Here is an 18,342-nt window from a genome sequence, read left to right on the forward strand (position 1 = left end):
GGAGGAGAATCTTTCATGGCGCAGAAGACGATCGCGTTTTTTCCGGAAGCGGCCTACGGCCCGGCGCTCAATTCCGTCGGCATCGCCCAGGCGGTCGAGGCGCGCGGCCACAGAGCGGTGTTCCTGTCGGACCCCGGCTTCGTCGACGTCTACAAGGGCTACGGCTTCGAGGCACATCCGGTGAACCTGTCCAAGCCGATGCCGCCGGAGCAGATGGCCAAGTTCTGGGAAGACTTCATCAACGGCCACATCCCGAATTTCCGCAAATCGCCCTACGACCAGGTCGACAACTACGTGAGGGATTGCTGGACGGCGATCGTCGACAGCGCCAAATGGGCTGAGAAGGATCTGCCCGGAGTGCTTGCGGCGATCAAGCCCGATGTCATCTGCGTCGACAATGTCATCCTGTTTCCGGCGATCAAGCAGTATGGCAAGCCGTGGGTGCGCGTCATCTCCTGCTCGGAAAACGAGATCGAGGACGAGGATATCCCGCCGCATCTGTCCGGCTGCGGCGAGAACGACCACGCCTGTCATGAGCGCTACCGCAACCATTTCAACGCCGTCATCAAGCCGATCCATGACGACTTCAACGCATTTTTGAAAGCGAACAACGAAGCGCCTTATCCGATCGGCCAGTTCTTCGAGGCCTCGCCCTACCTCAACCTGCTACTCTATCCCGAGGCGGCAAAGTTCAAGCGCCGCCATCCGCTCGACCCGGCAAAGTTCCAGTATCTGGAAGGCTGCGTACGGCAGGAGAAGCCCTACACCGTGCCGACCTTCGCAAAAAACAATGACGGGCCGCTGCTCTATGTTTCCTTCGGCAGCCTTGGCGCCGGCGATGTCGACCTGCTGAAGCGCATCATCGCGACGCTGGGCAAGACGCGCTACCGGGCGCTGGTCAATGTCGGCGGCTACAAGGACCAGTACGCGCAAGTGCCCGGCAACGTCATCGTCGAGAGCTGGTTCCCGCAGCCTTCGGTCATCCCGCAGGTCGATGCGGTGATCCACCATGGCGGCAACAACTCGTTCACCGAGTGTCTCTACTTCGGCAAGCCGGCGATCATCATGCCCTACGTCTGGGACGGCCACGACAACGCGACCCGGGTCGAGGAGACCGGCCACGGCTTCGGCATGCCGCGCTACGACTGGAGCGACGCCGAGTTGATCGCCAGGATTGAAACCTGCCTGACGGACCTGGCAATCAAGGCCAAGCTGGCGAAGACGTCGGCGCAGATGCAATCGCAGAACGGCCCGGAGAAAGCGGCGGGGCTGCTGGAGAAGCTGCTGTGACCGGGCTGATGGGTATGGCGTTCCTTCGCGCCCCCCTCTGTCCTGCCGTAGAGCGTAGCCACCTCGAAAATGAGCATCGCGCCGGCGGAGCACCCGCATGACCTCCTCCGCGCCGCATCTCCACCAAGCCTCGACCCGCACCGACCTCGTCGACTGGGGCGCACAGCCGGATGCGCTGGAAGGCGCTTCGTACTCCACCGGCAGGCTGGTGCACAAGGGGCCGAACAACCAGCCGGAATCCGGCATCTGGGTCTGCACGCCCGGCCGCTGGCGGCTGGCGATCCCGCGCGACGAATTGTGCCATTTCGTTGCCGGCCGCGCGACCTACCGATCGGACGACGGCGAGGTGATAGACGTCTCCGCCGCCACGGTGGTCATGTTCCCGGCCGGCTGGGCGGGCGAATGCACCGTCCACGAGACCATCCGCAACATTTACATGCTGGCCTGAAGCCAGCCACTGGAGCTTTACGACATGCCGGCACCGATCATGAAATCGCCGCTCGCCCTCACCGACCTCGTCGACTGGGGCGTCATCCCCACCATGATCGAGGGAGGATCCCGCACCTCCGGCAAGCTGCTGCACAAGGGACCTGAGGGCCGCTCCGAATGCGGGCTGTGGGTCTGCACGCCGGGCAAATGGCACTGCCACGTCACCCGCGACGAGTTCTGCCATTTCCTCGAAGGCAGCTGCACCTATGTCCACGAATCCGGCGAGGTGATCGAGATCGAACCGGACACCGCAGCGTTCTTTCCGCAGGACTGGAAAGGCGTCTGCACCGTCCACGAGACCGTCAAGAAGGTCTACATGATCCGCTGAGCCTTCTCGATAATTCTACCCCTGCCGGACACCTGACGCGGTTTTCTCCGCTTCCGATGCTCACGGACTCCGACGTCCGCTCCGCTTCGGTTCTCGAAAACCACGTCATCTGTCTCGGCAGGGCGAATTCTCAAAAAGGCTCTGCACACACGAGAGGACAGAATGGACTTTTCACCTGACCGGCCGACCTTCTTCGTCAATCCGGACTATCGGCCGATGACCGGTGCGGCAAAACCGGTGATCGATCCGGCGACGCTGGAAACCGTCGGCGCGATTACCGCAGCCAGCGATGGCGAGGTCGACGCCATGCTGACCGCGGCGACCAAGGCGCAGGCGGCGTGGAAAAAACTCGACGCCAAGAGCCGTGCCAGGCATCTGCACGCAGTCGCCAACGCCATCGAGGCGGCCGACTTCACGCGCTGCGCCGAGCTGATGGTGCGCGAGATGGGCAAGCCCTATCCGGAAGCCATCGGCGAGATCGCCAACTGTGCACCGATCTTCCGCTACTACGCCGAAATGGCGCGTGACGACGCCGGCAAGATTGCCGGCACGACGCAGACCGGCTCGTTCCAATATGCGCGCTACGAGCCTTACGGCACGTCCGTGCACATCATGCCCTACAATTTCCCGATCCTGTTGATGTGCTGGACCGTCGCCGCCTCGCTCGCCGCCGGCAATGCCTGCGTGATCAAGCCGGCCGAGGCGACGACACTGTCGACGCTGGATTACATGACCGTGTTTCGTCCTCTGCCTGAAGGCCTGGTCTCCTGCCTGCCCGGCGGGGCGGCCACCGCCCAGGCGCTGATCGCTTCCGACCGCACCCATGCGGTCGCCTTCACCGGCTCGGTCGCCGCCGGCAAGGCTGTAGCCGTCGCTTGCGCCGAACGCATGAAGCCTTGCGTTATCGAGGCCGGCGGCAGCGATCCGCTGATCATCAGCCAACACGCCCCGCTGGAGGTGGCGGCGGCCGGCAGCGTCACCGCCGCGTTCCACCTCACCGGCCAGGTCTGCACCTCGGCCGAACGGTTCTTTGTCGTCGATGCCGTTCACGACCGTTTTGTCGAGCTGTTTGCCGAGAAGACACGTGCGCTGCGCATTGGCAACGGGCTGGACAAGACCGAGATCGGACCGCTGGTCAGCGAGGCGGCGCGGGCGAAAGTCATGCGGCTGGTCGATGATGCGATCCGCAGCGGCGCCAAGGCGGTCACCGGCGGGCGCATTCCACCGGCGCATAATGTCGGCTGGTTCTACGAGCCGACGATCTTGGCCGGCGTCACGCCTGATATGGCGATCGTGCGCGAAGAGTGTTTCGGGCCGGTCGCCGCGATCTGCCGGGTCAAGGATTTCGATGAGGCGATAGCGCTTGCCAATGATAGCCCGTTCGGGCTCGGCGCCTCGGTCTTCACCACCGATCTCGCCGAAGCGCATGAGGCTGCGGAGCGGCTCGAGGCCGGCATGGTCTGGATCAACAATCCGCTGATCGACAATGACGCGCTGCCGTTCGGTGGCTGGAAGGCGTCGGGCCTCGGCCGCGAGCTTGGGCGCCAGGGGCTGGATGCCTTCCGCCGCTCGAAGATGGTGATCATCGACCACAAGCCAGCGATCCAGGGCTGGTGGTACCCCTACCCCGACAGCTGGTTCCGCGAATCTGGCGGACGCAAGCACGTATGAGATGACACAGGGTCAGCGCCGCCAAGGGCCGCCACTTCAGCGCAACGCCTTCTGGCCGCCCGCGGCGGTGATGACGCCGACGATGATCAATCCGGTCAGCAGCAGCCGGACGCCGGCGCTGACGCCGAACGTGTTGAGCATGGTCAGCAGCAGCACCAGGAACAGGGCCGCGCCCCAGACACCCGGCACGTTGGCCTTGCCACCCGCCACCGACGTGCCGCCGATGACGACGACGGCGATCGAGGCCAGCAGGTACTCATTGCCGATATCGACATTGGCGCCGCGGAAATAGCCGGCGAGCAGCGCTCCGTCGAGGCCGCCGAGCGCGCCCGACAGCGTGTAGGTAAGAAAGCGGATGCGGCCGACATTGACGCCGGCCAGCCACGCCGCGCGGATGTTCTGGCCGATCGCCAGCACCGAACGGCCATAGATCATGCGCTGCAGCGCGATCGCAGCGCCGATGGTGAACAGCACGGTGAGGATCGCCAGCACCGGAATACCAAGAATCTGCCGGTTGGTGAAATCGGCGAAGCCTGGCGGCGGCTTGATCTGCAAGCCGCGTCCGTAGCTGATGTCGATCGACTGGATGATGAAGCTGGCCGACAGAGTGGCGATGATCGGCGGAATGCGCAGCGCCCAGATCAAGAGATAATTGGCGGCGCCGATCGCCATGCCGCAGGCCAGCGCCGCCAGCAGCCCGACGGCGATCATCGAATCGTTGCCGTCCATCACCTTCATGGCGACGGCGCTGGCGAGGCCGATATTGGCCGGCAGCGACAGGTCGACGTTGCCCGGCCCGAGCGTGATGACGAACATCTGGCCGACACCGACGATGACGGTGAAGACGGCGAGCGAAAGTGCCGCCGTGATCATGCCGCCGCCGCCATAGCCGCCGGTGAAGGCGACCGTCGCCAGCCACACCAGCAGCGCGCCGATGAAGGACCAGATCCAGGGTTTGGCGAGCAGCAACCGCAACGAGGCCATCGCTCACCTCTCCCTGCGGCTGATCAGCACCCGGGCCGCCAGCACGATGATCAGGATCGCGCCATTGGCGGCCACCTGCCAGTCGGGCGGAATGTGCATGAAGGTCAGCAGCGGCGACGCCGACAGCGCCAACGTCAGCGCGCCGATCACCGCGCCGATCGGCGACACCCGGCCGCCGACGAATTCGCCGCCGCCGAGGATGACTCCGGCGATCGAAAGCAGCGTATAGCCATTGCCGATATTGGCATCGCCCGAGGTGGTGATGCCGATCAGGGCCATGCCGGACAAAACGCCGAACAGGCCGGTCAATGCGAACAGCACGACCTTGGTCTTGAGCAGCGACCAGCCGGCACGGCTGAGGGCCGCGGCATTGCCGCCCGATCCGCGCAGGATGACGCCATAGGAGGTTCGCATCAGCCCGAAATGAACGACCGCCGCGATCAGCAGCGCCGCGATGATCGGAAAGGGAACAAAAGGCGGCTTGAAGGCCATCAGCGACAGCAGCCAGTCCGGCGCCTTGCCGCCGGGCTTCGGCAGGATGAGGATGGCGAGGCCCTGCCAGACAAAACTCATGCCGAGCGTCACCACGATCGAAGGCAGATTGCGCAAGTGGATCAGCGCGCCGAGCAGCGCATAGACGCCGATCGATCCGAGCAGGATCGCGACGCCGACCAGCGGCGCGTCCTTCAGCCACGTCGCCGTGACGCAGCCGACGAAACCGACGAACGTGCCGATCGACAGGTCCAGCTCGTTGCCGGCGATGACGAACATCTGCGCGATCGTCGCCAACGCGATCGGGATCGCCAGGTTAAGCATCAGGCTGAAGCCGAAATAGCTGATGGCGCGCGGGTTGAGCCAGGCGATCGCCAGCAGCACCAGCACCAGCGACAATGCCGGCAGCAGCCCGCGCAGCAGGCGCGCCCGCGCCAGCGCGCTGCGCTCGGAAGAACTCTTGGGGCCGGTCTCGACGGGTGCTGCCGTCATCTCAGGCCGCATCGCCGAACGAGGACTGGATGATCTTTTCCTCCGTCAGCTCGTCGCGACCAAGGTTGGCGACGATCCGGCCGTTCTTGAAGACATAGACTTGGTGGCAATTGTCGAGCTCTTCGGTTTCCGTGGTGTACCAGAGGAAGGTACGGCCGCGGCCAGCCTCTTCGCGCACAAGGTCGTAGACCTCGAGCTTGGTGCCGATATCGACGCCGCGCATCGGGTCGTCCATCAGCACGATCTTCGCGTCGGAACCGAGCGCCCGGGCAAACAGGGCCTTCTGCTGGCTGCCGCCGGACAGCGAATAGATGTTGTTGTTCATGTCGGGCGTGCGGATGCCGATCTTTTTTTGCCAAAAAGTTGCGAGCTCGGCTTCGCGCTGCGGCGAGATCAGCAGGCCGTTGCGCAATCGTGCCAGCGAACGGATGCCGATGTTTTGCGCAATCGACCATTGCGGGAAAATCCCGTCCGACTGGCGGTCGCCAGCCACCAGCGCCACCGGCGCGGTGACCTCGATGCCGGTTTTAGAGCGCGCCGCGGCGGCGAAGATCGCCAGCAGCAGGTCGGTCTGTCCATGGCCGGCCAGCCCGGCAAGGCCGATGATCTCGCCGGCATGCGCCACAAGTTCGTTGCCGTCCTCTTGCCGCGCCGGCCGGGCCCGGACCCGTAACGGGCCGGTCTCCGGCTTTTGGGTCGCGATTTCGGCCGCGATCTTCTCACGCGCTTCCGCTCCACCCATGGTCGTCACCAGCCTGTCGCGGTCGAAAGCCTTCGCCGCGTCTGACGCAACGACCTTGCCGTCGCGCATCACCACGATGCGGTCGGCATTTCCGAGCACCTCGCCCAGAACATGCGAGATCAGGATGCAGCTCTTGCCCCCGGCGACAAAGCGCCTGACGAAGGCCAGCAACTGGCCGGCCGTATGCGCGTCGAGCGAGGATGTCGGCTCGTCGAGGATGACCAGTTCGAGCGGATCCTGCGTCACCGTGAAGGCACGCGCCACCTCGACCATCTGCCGCCTGCCGATGGAAAGGTCGCTGGCGACATCGGAGGCGGAGATGCTGTGGCCAGGGAATATCTCGTCGAGCTTGGCCGCGATGAGATCGGCCGCCTTGCGCCGCCAGCCGAGGCCGCGCAGCGCCGGGTGGTTGATGCGCGCGTTCTCGGCGATGCTGAGATTCGGGCACAGCGAGAGTTCCTGGAACACGCAGCGTATGCCGAGCTGTTGGGCGCGCGGCACCGAATAATTGCCCTCGATGCCGCCACGCACCGTGATCCGACCGCTGTCGGGGACAAGTGTGCCCGACAGCATGTGCATCAGTGTCGACTTGCCAGCGCCATTGTGGCCGACGAGACCGACGCATTCACCGGCTCGGACGTGGAAATCGACGCCGGCGAGCGCCCGGACCGCGCCGAAATGTTTTTCGGCGCCGTCCAGCCTGATGATGTCTGCGCCGGCCTCGGGCATCCCTAGCGATATCCGGTCGGCGACGCGTGCGGCATTGGATGTGCCATGCTCACTTGATGTTGGCTTTGATGGCCGCGATGGCGTCTTCCTGCGTGTATTCGTGGCTGGCGACGCCGCCCTTGGGGATGTTCGGCAACTCGGCCTCGAAGGTATCCTGGGTGAAGGCGAGGTATGGCACCAACAGGTCATGTGGCACATCCGTGCGGCCGTCGAGCACCTGCTGCGCCACCCAGAAGGCCAGCGAAGACACGCCCGGCGCGATGGATGCCGACCAGGTCTGGTAGCCGTCCTTGTCCTTCTGTTCCTTCCACCACTGCAACTCATCCTGACGGTTGCCCATGATGATGGTCGGGCGCGGTTTGCCGGCGGCGGCGAACGCTTGTGCCGCGCCATAGCCGTCGCCGCCCTGATCGACGACGCCGACGATTTCCGGCAGCGACGGCAGGATCGTCGCGACCGCCTTCTGTGCCGTGGTCTGATCCCAGTCGCCGGTCACCGAACCGACGATCTTGAACTCGGGATGGGCGGCGACGCCCTCCAGGATTCCGGCATGGATGGCGTCGTCGATCGACGTGCCGGCAAGGCCGCGGATTTCCAGCAGATTGCCGCCCTCGGGATGGAACTTGGCCATCTGCTCGACCTCCTGCCTGCCCATGTCCTTGAAGTCGACGACCACGCGATAAGCGCAGGGCTCGGTGACGATGCCGTCGAAGGAGACAACGACGATGCCGGCATCGCAGGCCTGCTTGACAGCGCCGTTGAGCGCGTCCGGCGAGGCGGCGTTGATGACGATGGCGTCATAGCCTTGCAGGATCAGGTTCTGGACCTGGGCTGCCTGGGTCGGCACCTCCTTGTCGGCCGTCGTGAAAATGTCTGCGGCGGCGACCACCCCGTCGGCGACCGCTTTTTTGGTGACGATGGCATAGCTGTTGAGCATCGCCTGCCGCCATGAATTGCCGGCATAGTTGTTGGAAAATGCGATCTTCTTGTCGCTGGTGTCGGCAAGCGCGGCGCCTGACGCGAGCATCGCCGCCAGGGCACTCAAGACGAGTATCTTCTTCATGTGTTATCCTCCCATGATTGCTGGTCGTTGTTGGCTGCTGGTGGCTGTTATGACGACCCTCGTTTCAATATTGTCAGACAAATTTAGATGGGCGCACTTGTCAACAGCGATCGGTGACGGTTTGACGATCAACTTGCGGTGCGATGATTGAAAAGCGTTCGGCTCCTGGTCTAGGGGTGGGGCAGGAGACCGAAATCGAGATGGCACCGACGCCGACTGATGCGCTGGGCGCACCCGGAATTCCGGCGCGCTGGACGTCAAGCGCCAAGAGCGGGGTCGGAACCGCGCTGTCTCCGGCCTGCCCTATCTGGTTCACGATCAGCCACGGCATTCTCAACGAGGTCTATTATCCCGGCCTCGACAGCGCCTGCACCCGCGACATGGGGCTGGTCGTCACCGGCCCCGGCGGCTATTTCTCGGAAGAAAAGCGCGATGCCGTGCACAGCGTCGAGCCGTTCGAGGATGGGGTGCCCGCCTACAGGCTGGTCAACACCGCCGCCGATGGCACCTACCGGATCGAAAAGCGTATCGTTACGGATCCGGAACGTCCCGCTTTGCTGCAGGAAATCAGCTTCACGCTGCTGACAGGCGCGGTTGCCGACCACCGCGTCTACGCACTGCTGGCGCCGCATCTGGTCAACGCCGGCATGGCCAACACCGCCTGGGTCGCCGACTACGAGGGAAAGACTGTCCTGTTTGCATCGGGACGTGGCGTCTGCCTGGCGCTCGCCTCGTCGCTGCCCTGGGGAGCATGCTCCGCCGGCTATGTCGGTGTCTCCGACGGCTGGCAGCAGCTCCGTCGCGGCGGCCGGCTCGACCCGGCCTGCCGCAGGGCCGAAGACGGCAATGTCGCGCTGACCGGCGAGATCGGCTTTTCGCCCTCAACCACCAAGGCGCTGCTGGCGCTGGGTTTCGGAACGACGCCGCAAGAGGCGGCGGAAAATGCTTCCGCCAGCCTGAAGCGAGGCTTTGCGCCAGCAGCCAAATCTTATGCCGAGAAATGGCGGGATTGGCAGGCTAGCTTGCTGCCGTTGGACCGGCATATAGCAGGGATCAACACCTATCGCGTCAGCACTGCGGTTCTGGCGACACACCGCTCATCCGACGGAGCGGCCGTCGCCAGCCTGTCGATCCCATGGGGCTTCAGCATGGGCGACGACGATCTCGGCGGCTATCATCTGGTCTGGCCGCGCGATCTGGTCGAAACCGCGGGCGGCTTCCTGGCCGCCGGCGATCCGGCGCAAGCGCTTGAGATCCTCGCTTATCTCCGCTCCATCCAGCAGCCTGACGGCCATTGGCCGCAGAACGCTTGGCTCGACGGGTCTGCCTATTGGCGCGGCATCCAGATGGACGAATGCGCCTTCCCACTGCTGCTCGCAGACGCGCTGCGCCGGGCTGGGCACCTGCCTTGCGCCAGGTTGCTCGCCTTCATGCCGATGGTCGAACGCGCCGCTTCTTACGTCGTGCGCAATGGCCCGGTTACCGGCGAGGACCGCTGGGAGGAGGATGCCGGCTACAGCCCGTTCACGCTTGCCGTCGAAATCGCTGCCCTGCTCGCCGCGGCGGACATGTTCGAAATTTGTGACAAACGAGAGCCGGCAAACTATCTGCGTGAAACCGCCGATGTCTGGAACGACCAGATCGAGCGCTGGACCTATGTCGCCGGCACTTCCCTCTGCGAAGAGGTCGGCATCGAAGGCTACTACGTCCGCATCGCACCGCCCGACACCGCCGGTGCGGCCTCGCCGAAGGACGGCTATGTGCCGATCAAAAACCGGCCGCCCGGCGACGCGGACCGGCCGGCCGAGGCGATCGTCAGCCCGGATGCGCTGGCGCTCGTCCGCTTCGGCCTCAGGGCCGCCGACGATCCGCGTATCGTCGACACAGTCAAGGTCATCGACGCGCGGCTGCGCTGCGACCTGCCGCAGGGGCCCGTCTGGTATCGCTATACCGGCGACGGCTATGGCGAACATGCCGACGGCGCGCCCTTCGACGGGACCGGCCAGGGCCGGCCCTGGCCGCTGTTGGTCGGCGAGCGCGCCCATTACGAACTGGCGGCGGGGCGCAAGGACAAAGCAGCGAGCCTGCTCAAGACGTTCGAAGGCTCGGCCGGGCCTAGCGGCCTGATGCCCGAGCAGGTCTGGGATGGTCTCGACATGCCGGAACGCGAACTGCGGCACGGTGGACCGTCGGGCAGCGCCATGCCGCTGGTCTGGGCACATTCGGAGCACATCAAGCTGCTGCGTTCGCTCAGTGACGGCGCCGTCTTCGACATGCCGCCGCAAAGCGTGAAGCGCTACATCGAGGACGGGACCGTGGCGCCGCGCCGGACATGGCGCTTCAACCACAAGGTCCGCACCATGCCCGCCGGCAAGATGCTGCGCATCGAACTGCTGGCCCGGGCGGTGGTCCATTGGAGCAGCGACGCTTGGGCGACCATCCATGACGCCGCGACGATCGAGAACGCCTTCGGCATCCATCTCACGGATCTGCCCGTTGCCGATGTTCCGCCGGGCAATATGATCGTCTTTACTTTTTTCTGGCCCGATGCCGGCCGTTGGGAGAATGTCGACTTTTCCGTCGGTATCGACAAGCTGGACTAGAGCATGATCCCGAACCGAAGGTCCGCGTTAGCGAAAAGTGGCAACCGGTTTTCGGAAAAGGTCATGCTCCAACGATAGAGCCAGTAGATCTTCTATCCCTCAAGAACCAGGACGAGAAACATGCAGATCGGAATGATGGGACTGGGCAGGATGGGCGCCAACATGGTGCGGCGCCTGCTGCGCGATGGTCACGAATGTGTGGTCTACGACATCAACCCGGCCAGCGTTGCAGCCCTTGTGACGGCTGGCGCGATCGGAGCGGCTTCGATGGAGGAGTTCGTCGGCAAGCTGACCAAGCCGCGCAGCGCCTGGCTGATGCTGCCGGCGGCGATCACCAGCCGGATCGTCGACCAGGTGGCCGACCTGATGGAGCAGGGCGATATCATCATCGACGGCGGCAATTCCTATTATCACGAGGCTGTCGACCATGCAGCGCGCCTGGCATTGAAAGGCTTGAACTACGTCGATGTCGGCACCAGCGGCGGCGTCTGGGGCCTCGAACGCGGCTATTGCCTGATGATCGGCGGCCCCGACAGCGCGGTCCAGCATCTCGATCCGGTCTTCGCCACCCTGGCGCCGGGCGCCGACGCCGGTGGGTCCGCCCCCGGCAAGGATGCAGGAACGGCCCCCTTCGGCTATCTCCACTGCGGACCGAGCGGCGCCGGCCATTTCGTCAAGATGGTCCACAACGGCATCGAGTACGGCGTCATGGCCGCCTATGCCGAGGGCATGAACATCCTGAGGTCGGCGAATGCGGGCAAGAGACAGCGGACGGCCGACGCCGAAACCAGTCCATTGGAAAACCCGCAATACTACCAGTTCGACATCGATATCGCCCAGGTTGCCGAGGTCTGGCGGCATGGCAGCGTCATCGGCTCCTGGCTGCTCGATCTGACGGCCGGCGTATTGAAGGCCGATTCGGGGCTGACGCAATTCGGCGGACGGGTTTCGGATTCCGGCGAAGGCCGCTGGACGCTGAAGGCGGCGATCGACACCGGCGTGCCGGCGCCGGTTCTGTCCTCGGCCCTGTTCGACCGGTTCTCCTCGCAAGGCGAATCCGAATTCGCCGACAAGCTCCTGTCCGCCATGCGCTATGCCTTTGGCGGCCATGTCGAAAAGCCGAAGACCGACTCGTGACCGGGAAGACACGCTCATGAACCAGGAACGGTCCGACACGCTGGTGCTTTTCGGGGCGACCGGCGATCTCGCCCACAAGAAGATCTTCCCGGCACTTTATGCCATGGTCGCCAAGGGAACGCTGACCGAGCCGGTGATCGGCGTCGCTTTCGACGCCTGGGACCTGAAGCAGTTGCAGGCGCGCGCCCGCGACGGCATCGTCAAGGCCATCGGCAAGGTCGACGAAAAGATCTTCGCGAAACTTGCGTCGCTGCTTCGTTATGTCAGCGGCGACTACCGTAGCGCCGCGACTTTCGAGAAGCTGAAAAGCGCGCTCGGAACCGCGCAGCACCCGCTGCACTATCTGGCGGTGCCGCCGACCATGTTCGAGACGGTCATCCAGGGGCTGGAGCAGTCGGGCGCAGCCCAGGGCGCGCGCCTGATGGTGGAAAAGCCTTTCGGTCACGATCTGCAATCGGCGCGCTGGCTGAACCGGGTCCTGCACCTGGTATTCGACGAGCAGTCGATCTTTCGCATCGACCACTATCTCGGCAAGGAGGCGATCCAGAACCTGCTCTATTTCCGCTTCGCCAATTCCTTCCTCGAGCCGATCTGGAACCGCAATTTCGTCGAGAGCGTGCAGATCACCATGGCCGAGGATTTCGGCGTCGAGGGCCGCGGCCGCTTCTACGACGAGGTCGGCTGCATCCGCGACGTCATCGAGAATCATCTGCTCAACATCCTGCTGCTGCTTGCCATGGAGCCGCCCGTTGGTCGCTCGGCCGACGATCTGATCGACGAGAAGGTACAGGTGCTGCGGGCGATCCGGACACTGACCAAAGACGATGTCGTGCGCGGCCAATTCAAAGGCTATCTCAGCGAGCCGGGCGTCGCGCCATACTCGCCGGTCGAGACCTTCGCGGCGGTGCGGTTTTTCGTCGACACCTGGCGCTGGCAGGACGTCCCCTTCTTCATCCGCGCCGGCAAATCAATGCCGGTGCACGCCACCGAGGTCATTGTCCGGCTGAAGCGGCCGCCGCTCGACGTCTTCGACCCGATCAAACCGGGCGACGCCAACTACGTGCGCTTCCGCATCGACCCGCAGGTGGCGATCTCGATCGGCGCCCAGCGCAAGGCTGCCGGTGACGACATGATCGGCGAGCAGGTCGAACTCACCGCGCTCGACGACAGCAAGGGCGACATGCCGGCCTATGAGCGGCTGATCGGCGACGCCATGAACGGCAACGGCCAGTTGTTCACCCGCCAGGATGCCAGCGAGCTCGCCTGGCGGATCGTCGGCCCGGTGCTCGGCGACACCACGCCGCCTCAGCGCTATGAGCCGGGGACATGGGGGCCCACCGATGCGATGGCCGGGTTCGGACCGCCGAACGGCTGGATCAATCCGGCAAAATGAACTCGAAAGGCGACGCAATGGCTAAAGCGGCGAAAAAGCCGGCACAGGACAGCGAAAAGATCGTGCTTGCGATCGATATTGGCGGCTCCCATGTCAAGATCCTCACCAGTGCCGGCGGCGAGGAGCGCAGAACCGATTCCGGACCCGGCCTGACGCCGCAGCAGATGATCGATTCTGTGCAGACGCTCGCCGATGACTTGCGCTATGACGTCATCTCGATAGGATATCCCGGCCCGGTGCACCACAACAGGCCGCTGACCGAACCCGCCAACCTCGGCAAGGGCTGGGTGGGATGCGACTTCGCAACGCAGTTCGGCAAGCCGGTGAAAATCGTCAACGACGCGCTGATGCAGGCCGTCGGCAGCTACGAGGGCGGGCGCATGCTGTTCCTGGGTCTGGGAACGGGCCTGGGTGCGGCGATGATCGTCGACAACGTCGCCCAGCCGATGGAACTCGCCCATCTTCCCTACAAGAAGGGCGGCAGCTTCGAGGACTATGTAGGCGAACGCGGTTTTGAAAAGCGCGGCAAGAAGAAATGGCGCAAACACGTCTTCGACGTCATCGAGCGGCTGCGCGCCGCCATGCAGCCTGACTATGTGGTCATCGGCGGCGGCAATGTCGACAAACTAGACGAATTGCCTGCCGGTTGCAGGCGCGGCGACAACACACGCGCCTTCGAAGGTGGATTTCGACTGTGGCGCGACAAATCCCTGATTGTGTGATATTATAGCAGCTTGGGGTCAGACCTGTTGATCTGGTCCGGCCGTTAGTATTGTTATTCAAAATAATGTGTGGCGTGGTGCGGCGTCATTGCGTTACGCAGATTTGCCGACTAGGAATTCTGCGACCCCACTAACGGAGAAAATAGATTGACCGACGACAGCAACAAGGCCCGCAAGGACATCGACCTTCTCGAGCTGACCGCTCATATCGTGTCCGCTTACGTCGAGAAGAACCGCTTGCCCGCTTCCGGCCTCGGCGATCTCATCGCCAGCGTCAGCGCGTCGATAAGTGGACTCGGACAACCCGCCGCTCCGGTGGCAGCGCCGCTGATCCCCGCGGTCAATCCTAAGAAATCGGTGACGCCGGACTACATCATCTGCCTCGAAGACGGCAAGAAGTTCAAATCCCTGAAACGCCATATCGGCGTCCATTTCGGGCTGACGCCGGATGCCTACCGCGCCAAATGGGGCTTGCCGGCCGACTATCCGATGGTTGCCCCCACCTATGCGGCCTCGCGCTCGCAACTGGCGAAGGCGATCGGCCTTGGCCGCAAGGCCGCCCCGCCGGCGCCGGTCAAGAAGACCAGGAAGCCCAAGGCCACGGTCTGACACGTCGTTCGAAGCCCAGCGAACGCAAGCTTCGAAGATTGCGGGACAGAGAGGGGGCGCGAAGGAACTCGATCTGCGCGCGCAATAGCCTCTCCACCTCCGCCGAGCGCGTTTGCCCCATGCAATTAGCATGGTAGCCTGGAAATCCTTGATCCAGAGCCGATTTTTTGCGCGCCCCGCAGCGAACTGCGCTAAAAGCGCTGGGGTCGGACCAGCGCCCTTCGTGGAAGAGCCCCGCCGGCCATACACAATCTCGTCGGGGCCATTCACAAATGACAGCCGAACAGACATCGCCCGACCGGCGCTATGCCGCCTTCCGGCACAAACCCTTCCTGAGTTATTGGGCGGCACGCTTCCTCTCCACATTCGCCACCCAGATCGTATCCGTCGCCGTCGGCTGGCAGGTGTACGACCTGACCCGCGATCCATTCGATCTCGGCCTTGTCGGCATTGTCCAGTTCCTGCCTTCGCTGCTGCTGGTGTTGGTCACCGGGGTGGTCGCCGACCGTTTCGGCCGCCGCCTGATCATGGCGCTGACCGCACTGCTGGAGGCGATCTGCGCGTTGGCGCTGCTGCTGCTAACGCTGCGCGGCCTTAGCGGGCCGGGGTTGATCTTCGGAGTGCTCGCCATGTTCGGCATCGCGCGCGCCTTCTTCGGACCAGCGGCAGCGTCGCTGTTCGCCAACCTCGTGCCACCTGAGGATTTCGGCAACGCGATCGCCTGGAATTCGTCAGCCTGGCAGACGGCGACCATCGTCGGACCGGTCGCCGGCGGCCTGCTCTACGGGCTTTCGGCGGAAGCGGCATACGGCACCGCAGCCGTTCTGATGTTTGTCGCCGCGGTGCTGGTCTTCAGCATCCCGAAGCCTGCCCAGCGCAGCGAGACCGACAGGCCGACGATGCAGACCCTGTTTGCCGGCTTCGGCTATATCTGGAGCGAAAAGATCGTGCTCGGCGCCATTTCGCTCGATTTGTTCGCCGTGCTTTTGTCCGGCGCCACGGCACTGCTGCCGGTCTACGCGCGCGACATCCTAGAACTCGGCCCTTGGGGCCTGGGATTGTTGCGTTCGGCACCGGGCATCGGCGCCATCTGCGTTGCCATCTGGCTGGCCGGACATCCGATCCGCAACCACGCCGGCGTGGTCATGCTCGGCTTCGTCGCGCTGTTCGGCGCCTTTACCGTGCTGTTCGGCCTTTCCACTATCACCTGGCTGTCGATCGCAGCGCTCGCCTTGCTCGGCGCCACCGATATGTTCAGCGTCTACATCCGCGAGACCCTGATCCAGCTGTGGACGCCGGATCAGGTGCGCGGCCGCGTCAACGCCGTCAATCAGGTTTTCGTCGGCGCCTCCAACGAGCTCGGCGAATTCCGCGCCGGCACCATGGCGGCATTGATCGGCACCGTGCCCGCGGTGGTGATCGGCGGCGCCGGGGCAGTCGTTGTCGCCGGGCTGTGGGCGATGCTGTTCCCGCAACTGCGCAAGGTGCGCCACCTCAACGGGCGAAACTGATCCAGGGCATACTGATCCAGGCGCAGGCCCTGCGACGTCTCAGCTCTCATCGACGCGGACGGATGCTATTCGGGTGTAGCAACGCGAATCGGGCGGGTGCCGATCTTTGCCCCTGTGACGGCATCCACGGCCACCGGCTCGATTTCTGCGCCTGTCTCAGCGTCGATGTATCGCGCCAACCTGCCTTCGCCACGGTACCGGCGTCCCCACGCCCCCAGTAAGATCAGCACCGGCAAGAAATCGCGGCCGGCGGCGGTCAGCACGTACTCATCGCGCGGAGGCCGCTCCGAGTAGCGTCGCTTTTCCAGAAGTCCCTCCTCCGTCAGCGTCGCCAGCCGCCGGGTCAGGATGGTTGGGGCGATACCCAGACTTTTCCGAAACTCGTCGAAGCGGGTGAGGCCCAGGCTCGCGTCGCGAAGGATCAACATGCTCCACGCATCGCCGACGCAGGTCAGGCCGCGGGCGATCGGGCAAGAGGCATCGGAAAGATTTTTCATGTTAATATCATTTTGATAGTGACTTCATATCGAAATGATAGTAGCGTCCTTTTGAAATGCAATCCAGCACAAAGAAAGGAGTGACTTCCATGAACAGGACCAACCTTGGCGTCCCCCATCCGGAACGCAACCGTCAGCGCGTGCAATCTGCACATCATGTCGCCGCGGGCCAGCCGAGATCGGCATCATCCAAACGGAGCGTCGCAATGATCAACCTCATCGGTGGCGTGGCGGCATTCTTCCTGGCCGCGTCTCCGTTGCATGCCGGCGAGCTGTCGGTCATGGCCGGGGAGAGTATCGATCTCGGCGGTTTTCGCGGCGTCTTACACTACACCGACGAAAATGACGGCTATCGGGTGATCGCAACGATAGCCGATGGTGAGGCCGGGGTCCCGGTGCGCTTCTCGGCCACGCTCGCCGAAGGGCAATCGGCTACGATATCCGTGCCGCGGAAATTGGGCGAACCTGAGCAAAGCCTCGAGATTTCGCGCTCCGGCGACAAGCTTACCGTCACCGAGCTGGGGTCGGTGTCCAACCAGCGAACTGGGGCCATTGCCGAGTAATGCCTCTCATCGGATCGCTGGGGCGTGCGCCACATCTCCATTTGGCGCGCATGCCTGCAGCCGCCAATCCAACCACAAAGAAAGAAGTGACTTCCATGAACAAGACCAATCCTGGCGTCGCCCTGGTGACAGGGGCATCCACCGGCATCGGGCGCGCAACGGCCATTGCTTTGCAAACCGCCGGCTTTCGCGTGTTCGGAACCAGCCGTCGCGCGGTCGCCGAACGATCCGACGGCGTTACCATGCTGACCTGCGACGTCACCGACGACGCGTCGGTGGCGAAACTGGTCGATGACGTGTTGGCCGAAGCCGGGCGTATCGACCTGCTCGTCAACAATGCCGGCATCGGCTTGCTCGGCGGCGCCGAGGAGTCCTCGACAGTCCAGGCTCAGGCGCTGTTCGACGTGAACGTCTTCGGCGTGCTCCGCATGACCAACGCGGTTCTGCCGACAATGCGCCGTCAAGGAACGGGCAGGATCGTCAATTTGAGTTCGGTATTGGGGTTAATCCCAGCCCCCTATTCCGCGCTCTATGCGTCGACCAAACATGCCATCGAAGGTTATTCCGAATCGCTCGACCACGAACTGCGCCCTTTCGGAATTCGCGTCGTGTTGGTCGAGCCCGCCTATACCCGGACGTCGTTTGAGGAAAATCTCGCCAGGCCGGACCAGTTGCTTGAAGTCTATGATGCTGCGCGCGCTGGCATGGATGTGATCCTGCGCAAAGCGATAGAAGCAGGCGATGCTCCCGAAATTGTAGCCAGTACGGTGTTGAAAGCAGCGACCGAATCCGTTCCGAAAAGGCGCTACCCGGCGGGAAAAATGGCGCGCCAGGTCAGTTTCCTGCGCCGTTTCGTCCCGGCATCCGCCTTCGACAAGAGCCTGCGAAAGCAGAACGGGCTGCCGGTCTGACGTCGACAATGGCGTCCTGCTTCGGTCGAGCCGGCAGGCCACAGCAGGCTGCTGTCGCTTCGGCAGGCGGCCTTGACGCAACTCGTCGCCCATTGTCGGCTCCGGCGGTGGCAGGA

General features: G+C 63.9%; 17 protein-coding genes. 12 read left to right on the forward strand and 5 right to left on the reverse strand.

The genetic code is table 11. The features are described from left to right. Positions 1-15: 15 nt before the first annotated feature. The 4 genes from CIT26_RS28010 to CIT26_RS28025 all read left to right on the forward strand — a co-directional run bounded on the left by CIT26_RS28010 (position 16) and on the right by CIT26_RS28025 (position 3,778). Positions 16-1,290, forward strand: coding sequence for a glycosyltransferase (locus CIT26_RS28010; protein WP_095495548.1), 1,275 nt, complete (start codon positions 16-18; stop codon positions 1,288-1,290). 97 nt (positions 1,291-1,387) lie between these two features. Next, positions 1,388-1,738, forward strand: a complete 351-nt coding sequence (locus CIT26_RS28015; RefSeq protein WP_095495549.1) for a cupin domain-containing protein — start codon at positions 1,388-1,390, stop codon at positions 1,736-1,738. 24 nt (positions 1,739-1,762) lie between these two features. Further along, positions 1,763-2,107 carry a cupin domain-containing protein gene (locus CIT26_RS28020; protein WP_095495550.1) on the forward strand — a complete coding sequence of 115 codons (345 nt, stop codon included), beginning with the start codon at positions 1,763-1,765 and terminating at the stop codon, positions 2,105-2,107. 162 nt (positions 2,108-2,269) lie between these two features. Next, the gene (locus tag CIT26_RS28025; RefSeq protein ID WP_095495551.1) at positions 2,270-3,778 is read left to right on the forward strand and encodes an aldehyde dehydrogenase family protein; all 1,509 of its coding nucleotides are present in this window, start codon (positions 2,270-2,272) and stop codon (positions 3,776-3,778) included. Positions 3,779-3,814: 36 nt separating this feature from the next. Here the strand turns inward: CIT26_RS28025 and CIT26_RS28030 are convergent, their stop codons facing one another. Genes CIT26_RS28030 through CIT26_RS28045 form a run of 4 tightly spaced genes read right to left on the reverse strand, consistent with a single transcriptional unit; the run spans position 3,815 to position 8,280 of the window. Beyond that, positions 3,815-4,762 carry an ABC transporter permease gene (locus CIT26_RS28030; protein WP_095495552.1) on the reverse strand — a complete coding sequence of 316 codons (948 nt, stop codon included), beginning with the start codon at positions 4,760-4,762 and terminating at the stop codon, positions 3,815-3,817. Positions 4,763-4,765: 3 nt separating this feature from the next. Next, positions 4,766-5,746, reverse strand: a complete 981-nt coding sequence (locus tag CIT26_RS28035; protein WP_167391551.1) for an ABC transporter permease — start codon at positions 5,744-5,746, stop codon at positions 4,766-4,768. Between the two features lies 1 nt (position 5,747). Further along, on the reverse strand, positions 5,748-7,217 hold the full coding sequence (locus tag CIT26_RS28040) for an ATP-binding cassette domain-containing protein (protein WP_095495554.1): 1,470 nt from the start codon (positions 7,215-7,217) through the stop codon (positions 5,748-5,750). Positions 7,218-7,266: 49 nt separating this feature from the next. Then, complete coding sequence (locus CIT26_RS28045; protein ID WP_095495555.1) at positions 7,267-8,280, reverse strand: substrate-binding domain-containing protein; 1,014 nt, start codon at positions 8,278-8,280, stop codon at positions 7,267-7,269. Positions 8,281-8,480: 200 nt separating this feature from the next. On the opposite strand from CIT26_RS28045, the gene CIT26_RS28050 reads away from it, so the two are divergent. From CIT26_RS28050 to CIT26_RS28075, 6 genes are all read left to right on the forward strand, one after another. Next, positions 8,481-10,883, forward strand: coding sequence for a glucan 1,4-alpha-glucosidase (locus tag CIT26_RS28050; RefSeq protein ID WP_095495788.1), 2,403 nt, complete (start codon positions 8,481-8,483; stop codon positions 10,881-10,883). Between the two features lie 120 nt (positions 10,884-11,003). Beyond that, complete coding sequence (gnd, locus tag CIT26_RS28055; protein WP_095495556.1) at positions 11,004-12,020, forward strand: phosphogluconate dehydrogenase (NAD(+)-dependent, decarboxylating); 1,017 nt, start codon at positions 11,004-11,006, stop codon at positions 12,018-12,020. A gap of 16 nt (positions 12,021-12,036) precedes the next feature. Then, positions 12,037-13,413, forward strand: coding sequence for a glucose-6-phosphate dehydrogenase (zwf, locus tag CIT26_RS28060; protein ID WP_095495557.1), 1,377 nt, complete (start codon positions 12,037-12,039; stop codon positions 13,411-13,413). Positions 13,414-13,430: 17 nt separating this feature from the next. Continuing rightward, positions 13,431-14,135, forward strand: coding sequence for an ROK family protein (locus CIT26_RS28065; RefSeq protein WP_095495789.1), 705 nt, complete (start codon positions 13,431-13,433; stop codon positions 14,133-14,135). A gap of 147 nt (positions 14,136-14,282) precedes the next feature. Next, a complete protein-coding gene (locus CIT26_RS28070; RefSeq protein ID WP_095495558.1) occupies positions 14,283-14,744 on the forward strand; it encodes a Ros/MucR family transcriptional regulator in 462 nt (153 codons plus the stop codon). Positions 14,745-15,016: 272 nt separating this feature from the next. Further along, positions 15,017-16,255: an MFS transporter gene (locus CIT26_RS28075; RefSeq protein WP_095495559.1), complete on the forward strand. Its 1,239-nt coding sequence runs from the start codon at positions 15,017-15,019 to the stop codon at positions 16,253-16,255. A gap of 65 nt (positions 16,256-16,320) precedes the next feature. On the opposite strand, the gene CIT26_RS28080 is transcribed toward CIT26_RS28075, so the two are convergent. Then, on the reverse strand, positions 16,321-16,752 hold the full coding sequence (locus tag CIT26_RS28080) for a winged helix-turn-helix transcriptional regulator (RefSeq protein WP_095495560.1): 432 nt from the start codon (positions 16,750-16,752) through the stop codon (positions 16,321-16,323). 206 nt (positions 16,753-16,958) lie between these two features. On the opposite strand from CIT26_RS28080, the gene CIT26_RS28085 reads away from it, so the two are divergent. Then, positions 16,959-17,315 carry a hypothetical protein gene (locus CIT26_RS28085; protein WP_095495561.1) on the forward strand — a complete coding sequence of 119 codons (357 nt, stop codon included), beginning with the start codon at positions 16,959-16,961 and terminating at the stop codon, positions 17,313-17,315. A 95-nt stretch (positions 17,316-17,410) separates the two neighbouring features. Further along, the gene (locus tag CIT26_RS28090) at positions 17,411-18,226 is read left to right on the forward strand and encodes an oxidoreductase (protein ID WP_095495790.1); all 816 of its coding nucleotides are present in this window, start codon (positions 17,411-17,413) and stop codon (positions 18,224-18,226) included. The last annotated feature ends 116 nt before the right edge of the window (positions 18,227-18,342 follow it).

The sequence above is a fragment of the Mesorhizobium temperatum genome (assembly GCF_002284575.1).
Lineage (GTDB): Bacteria > Pseudomonadota > Alphaproteobacteria > Rhizobiales > Rhizobiaceae > Mesorhizobium > Mesorhizobium temperatum.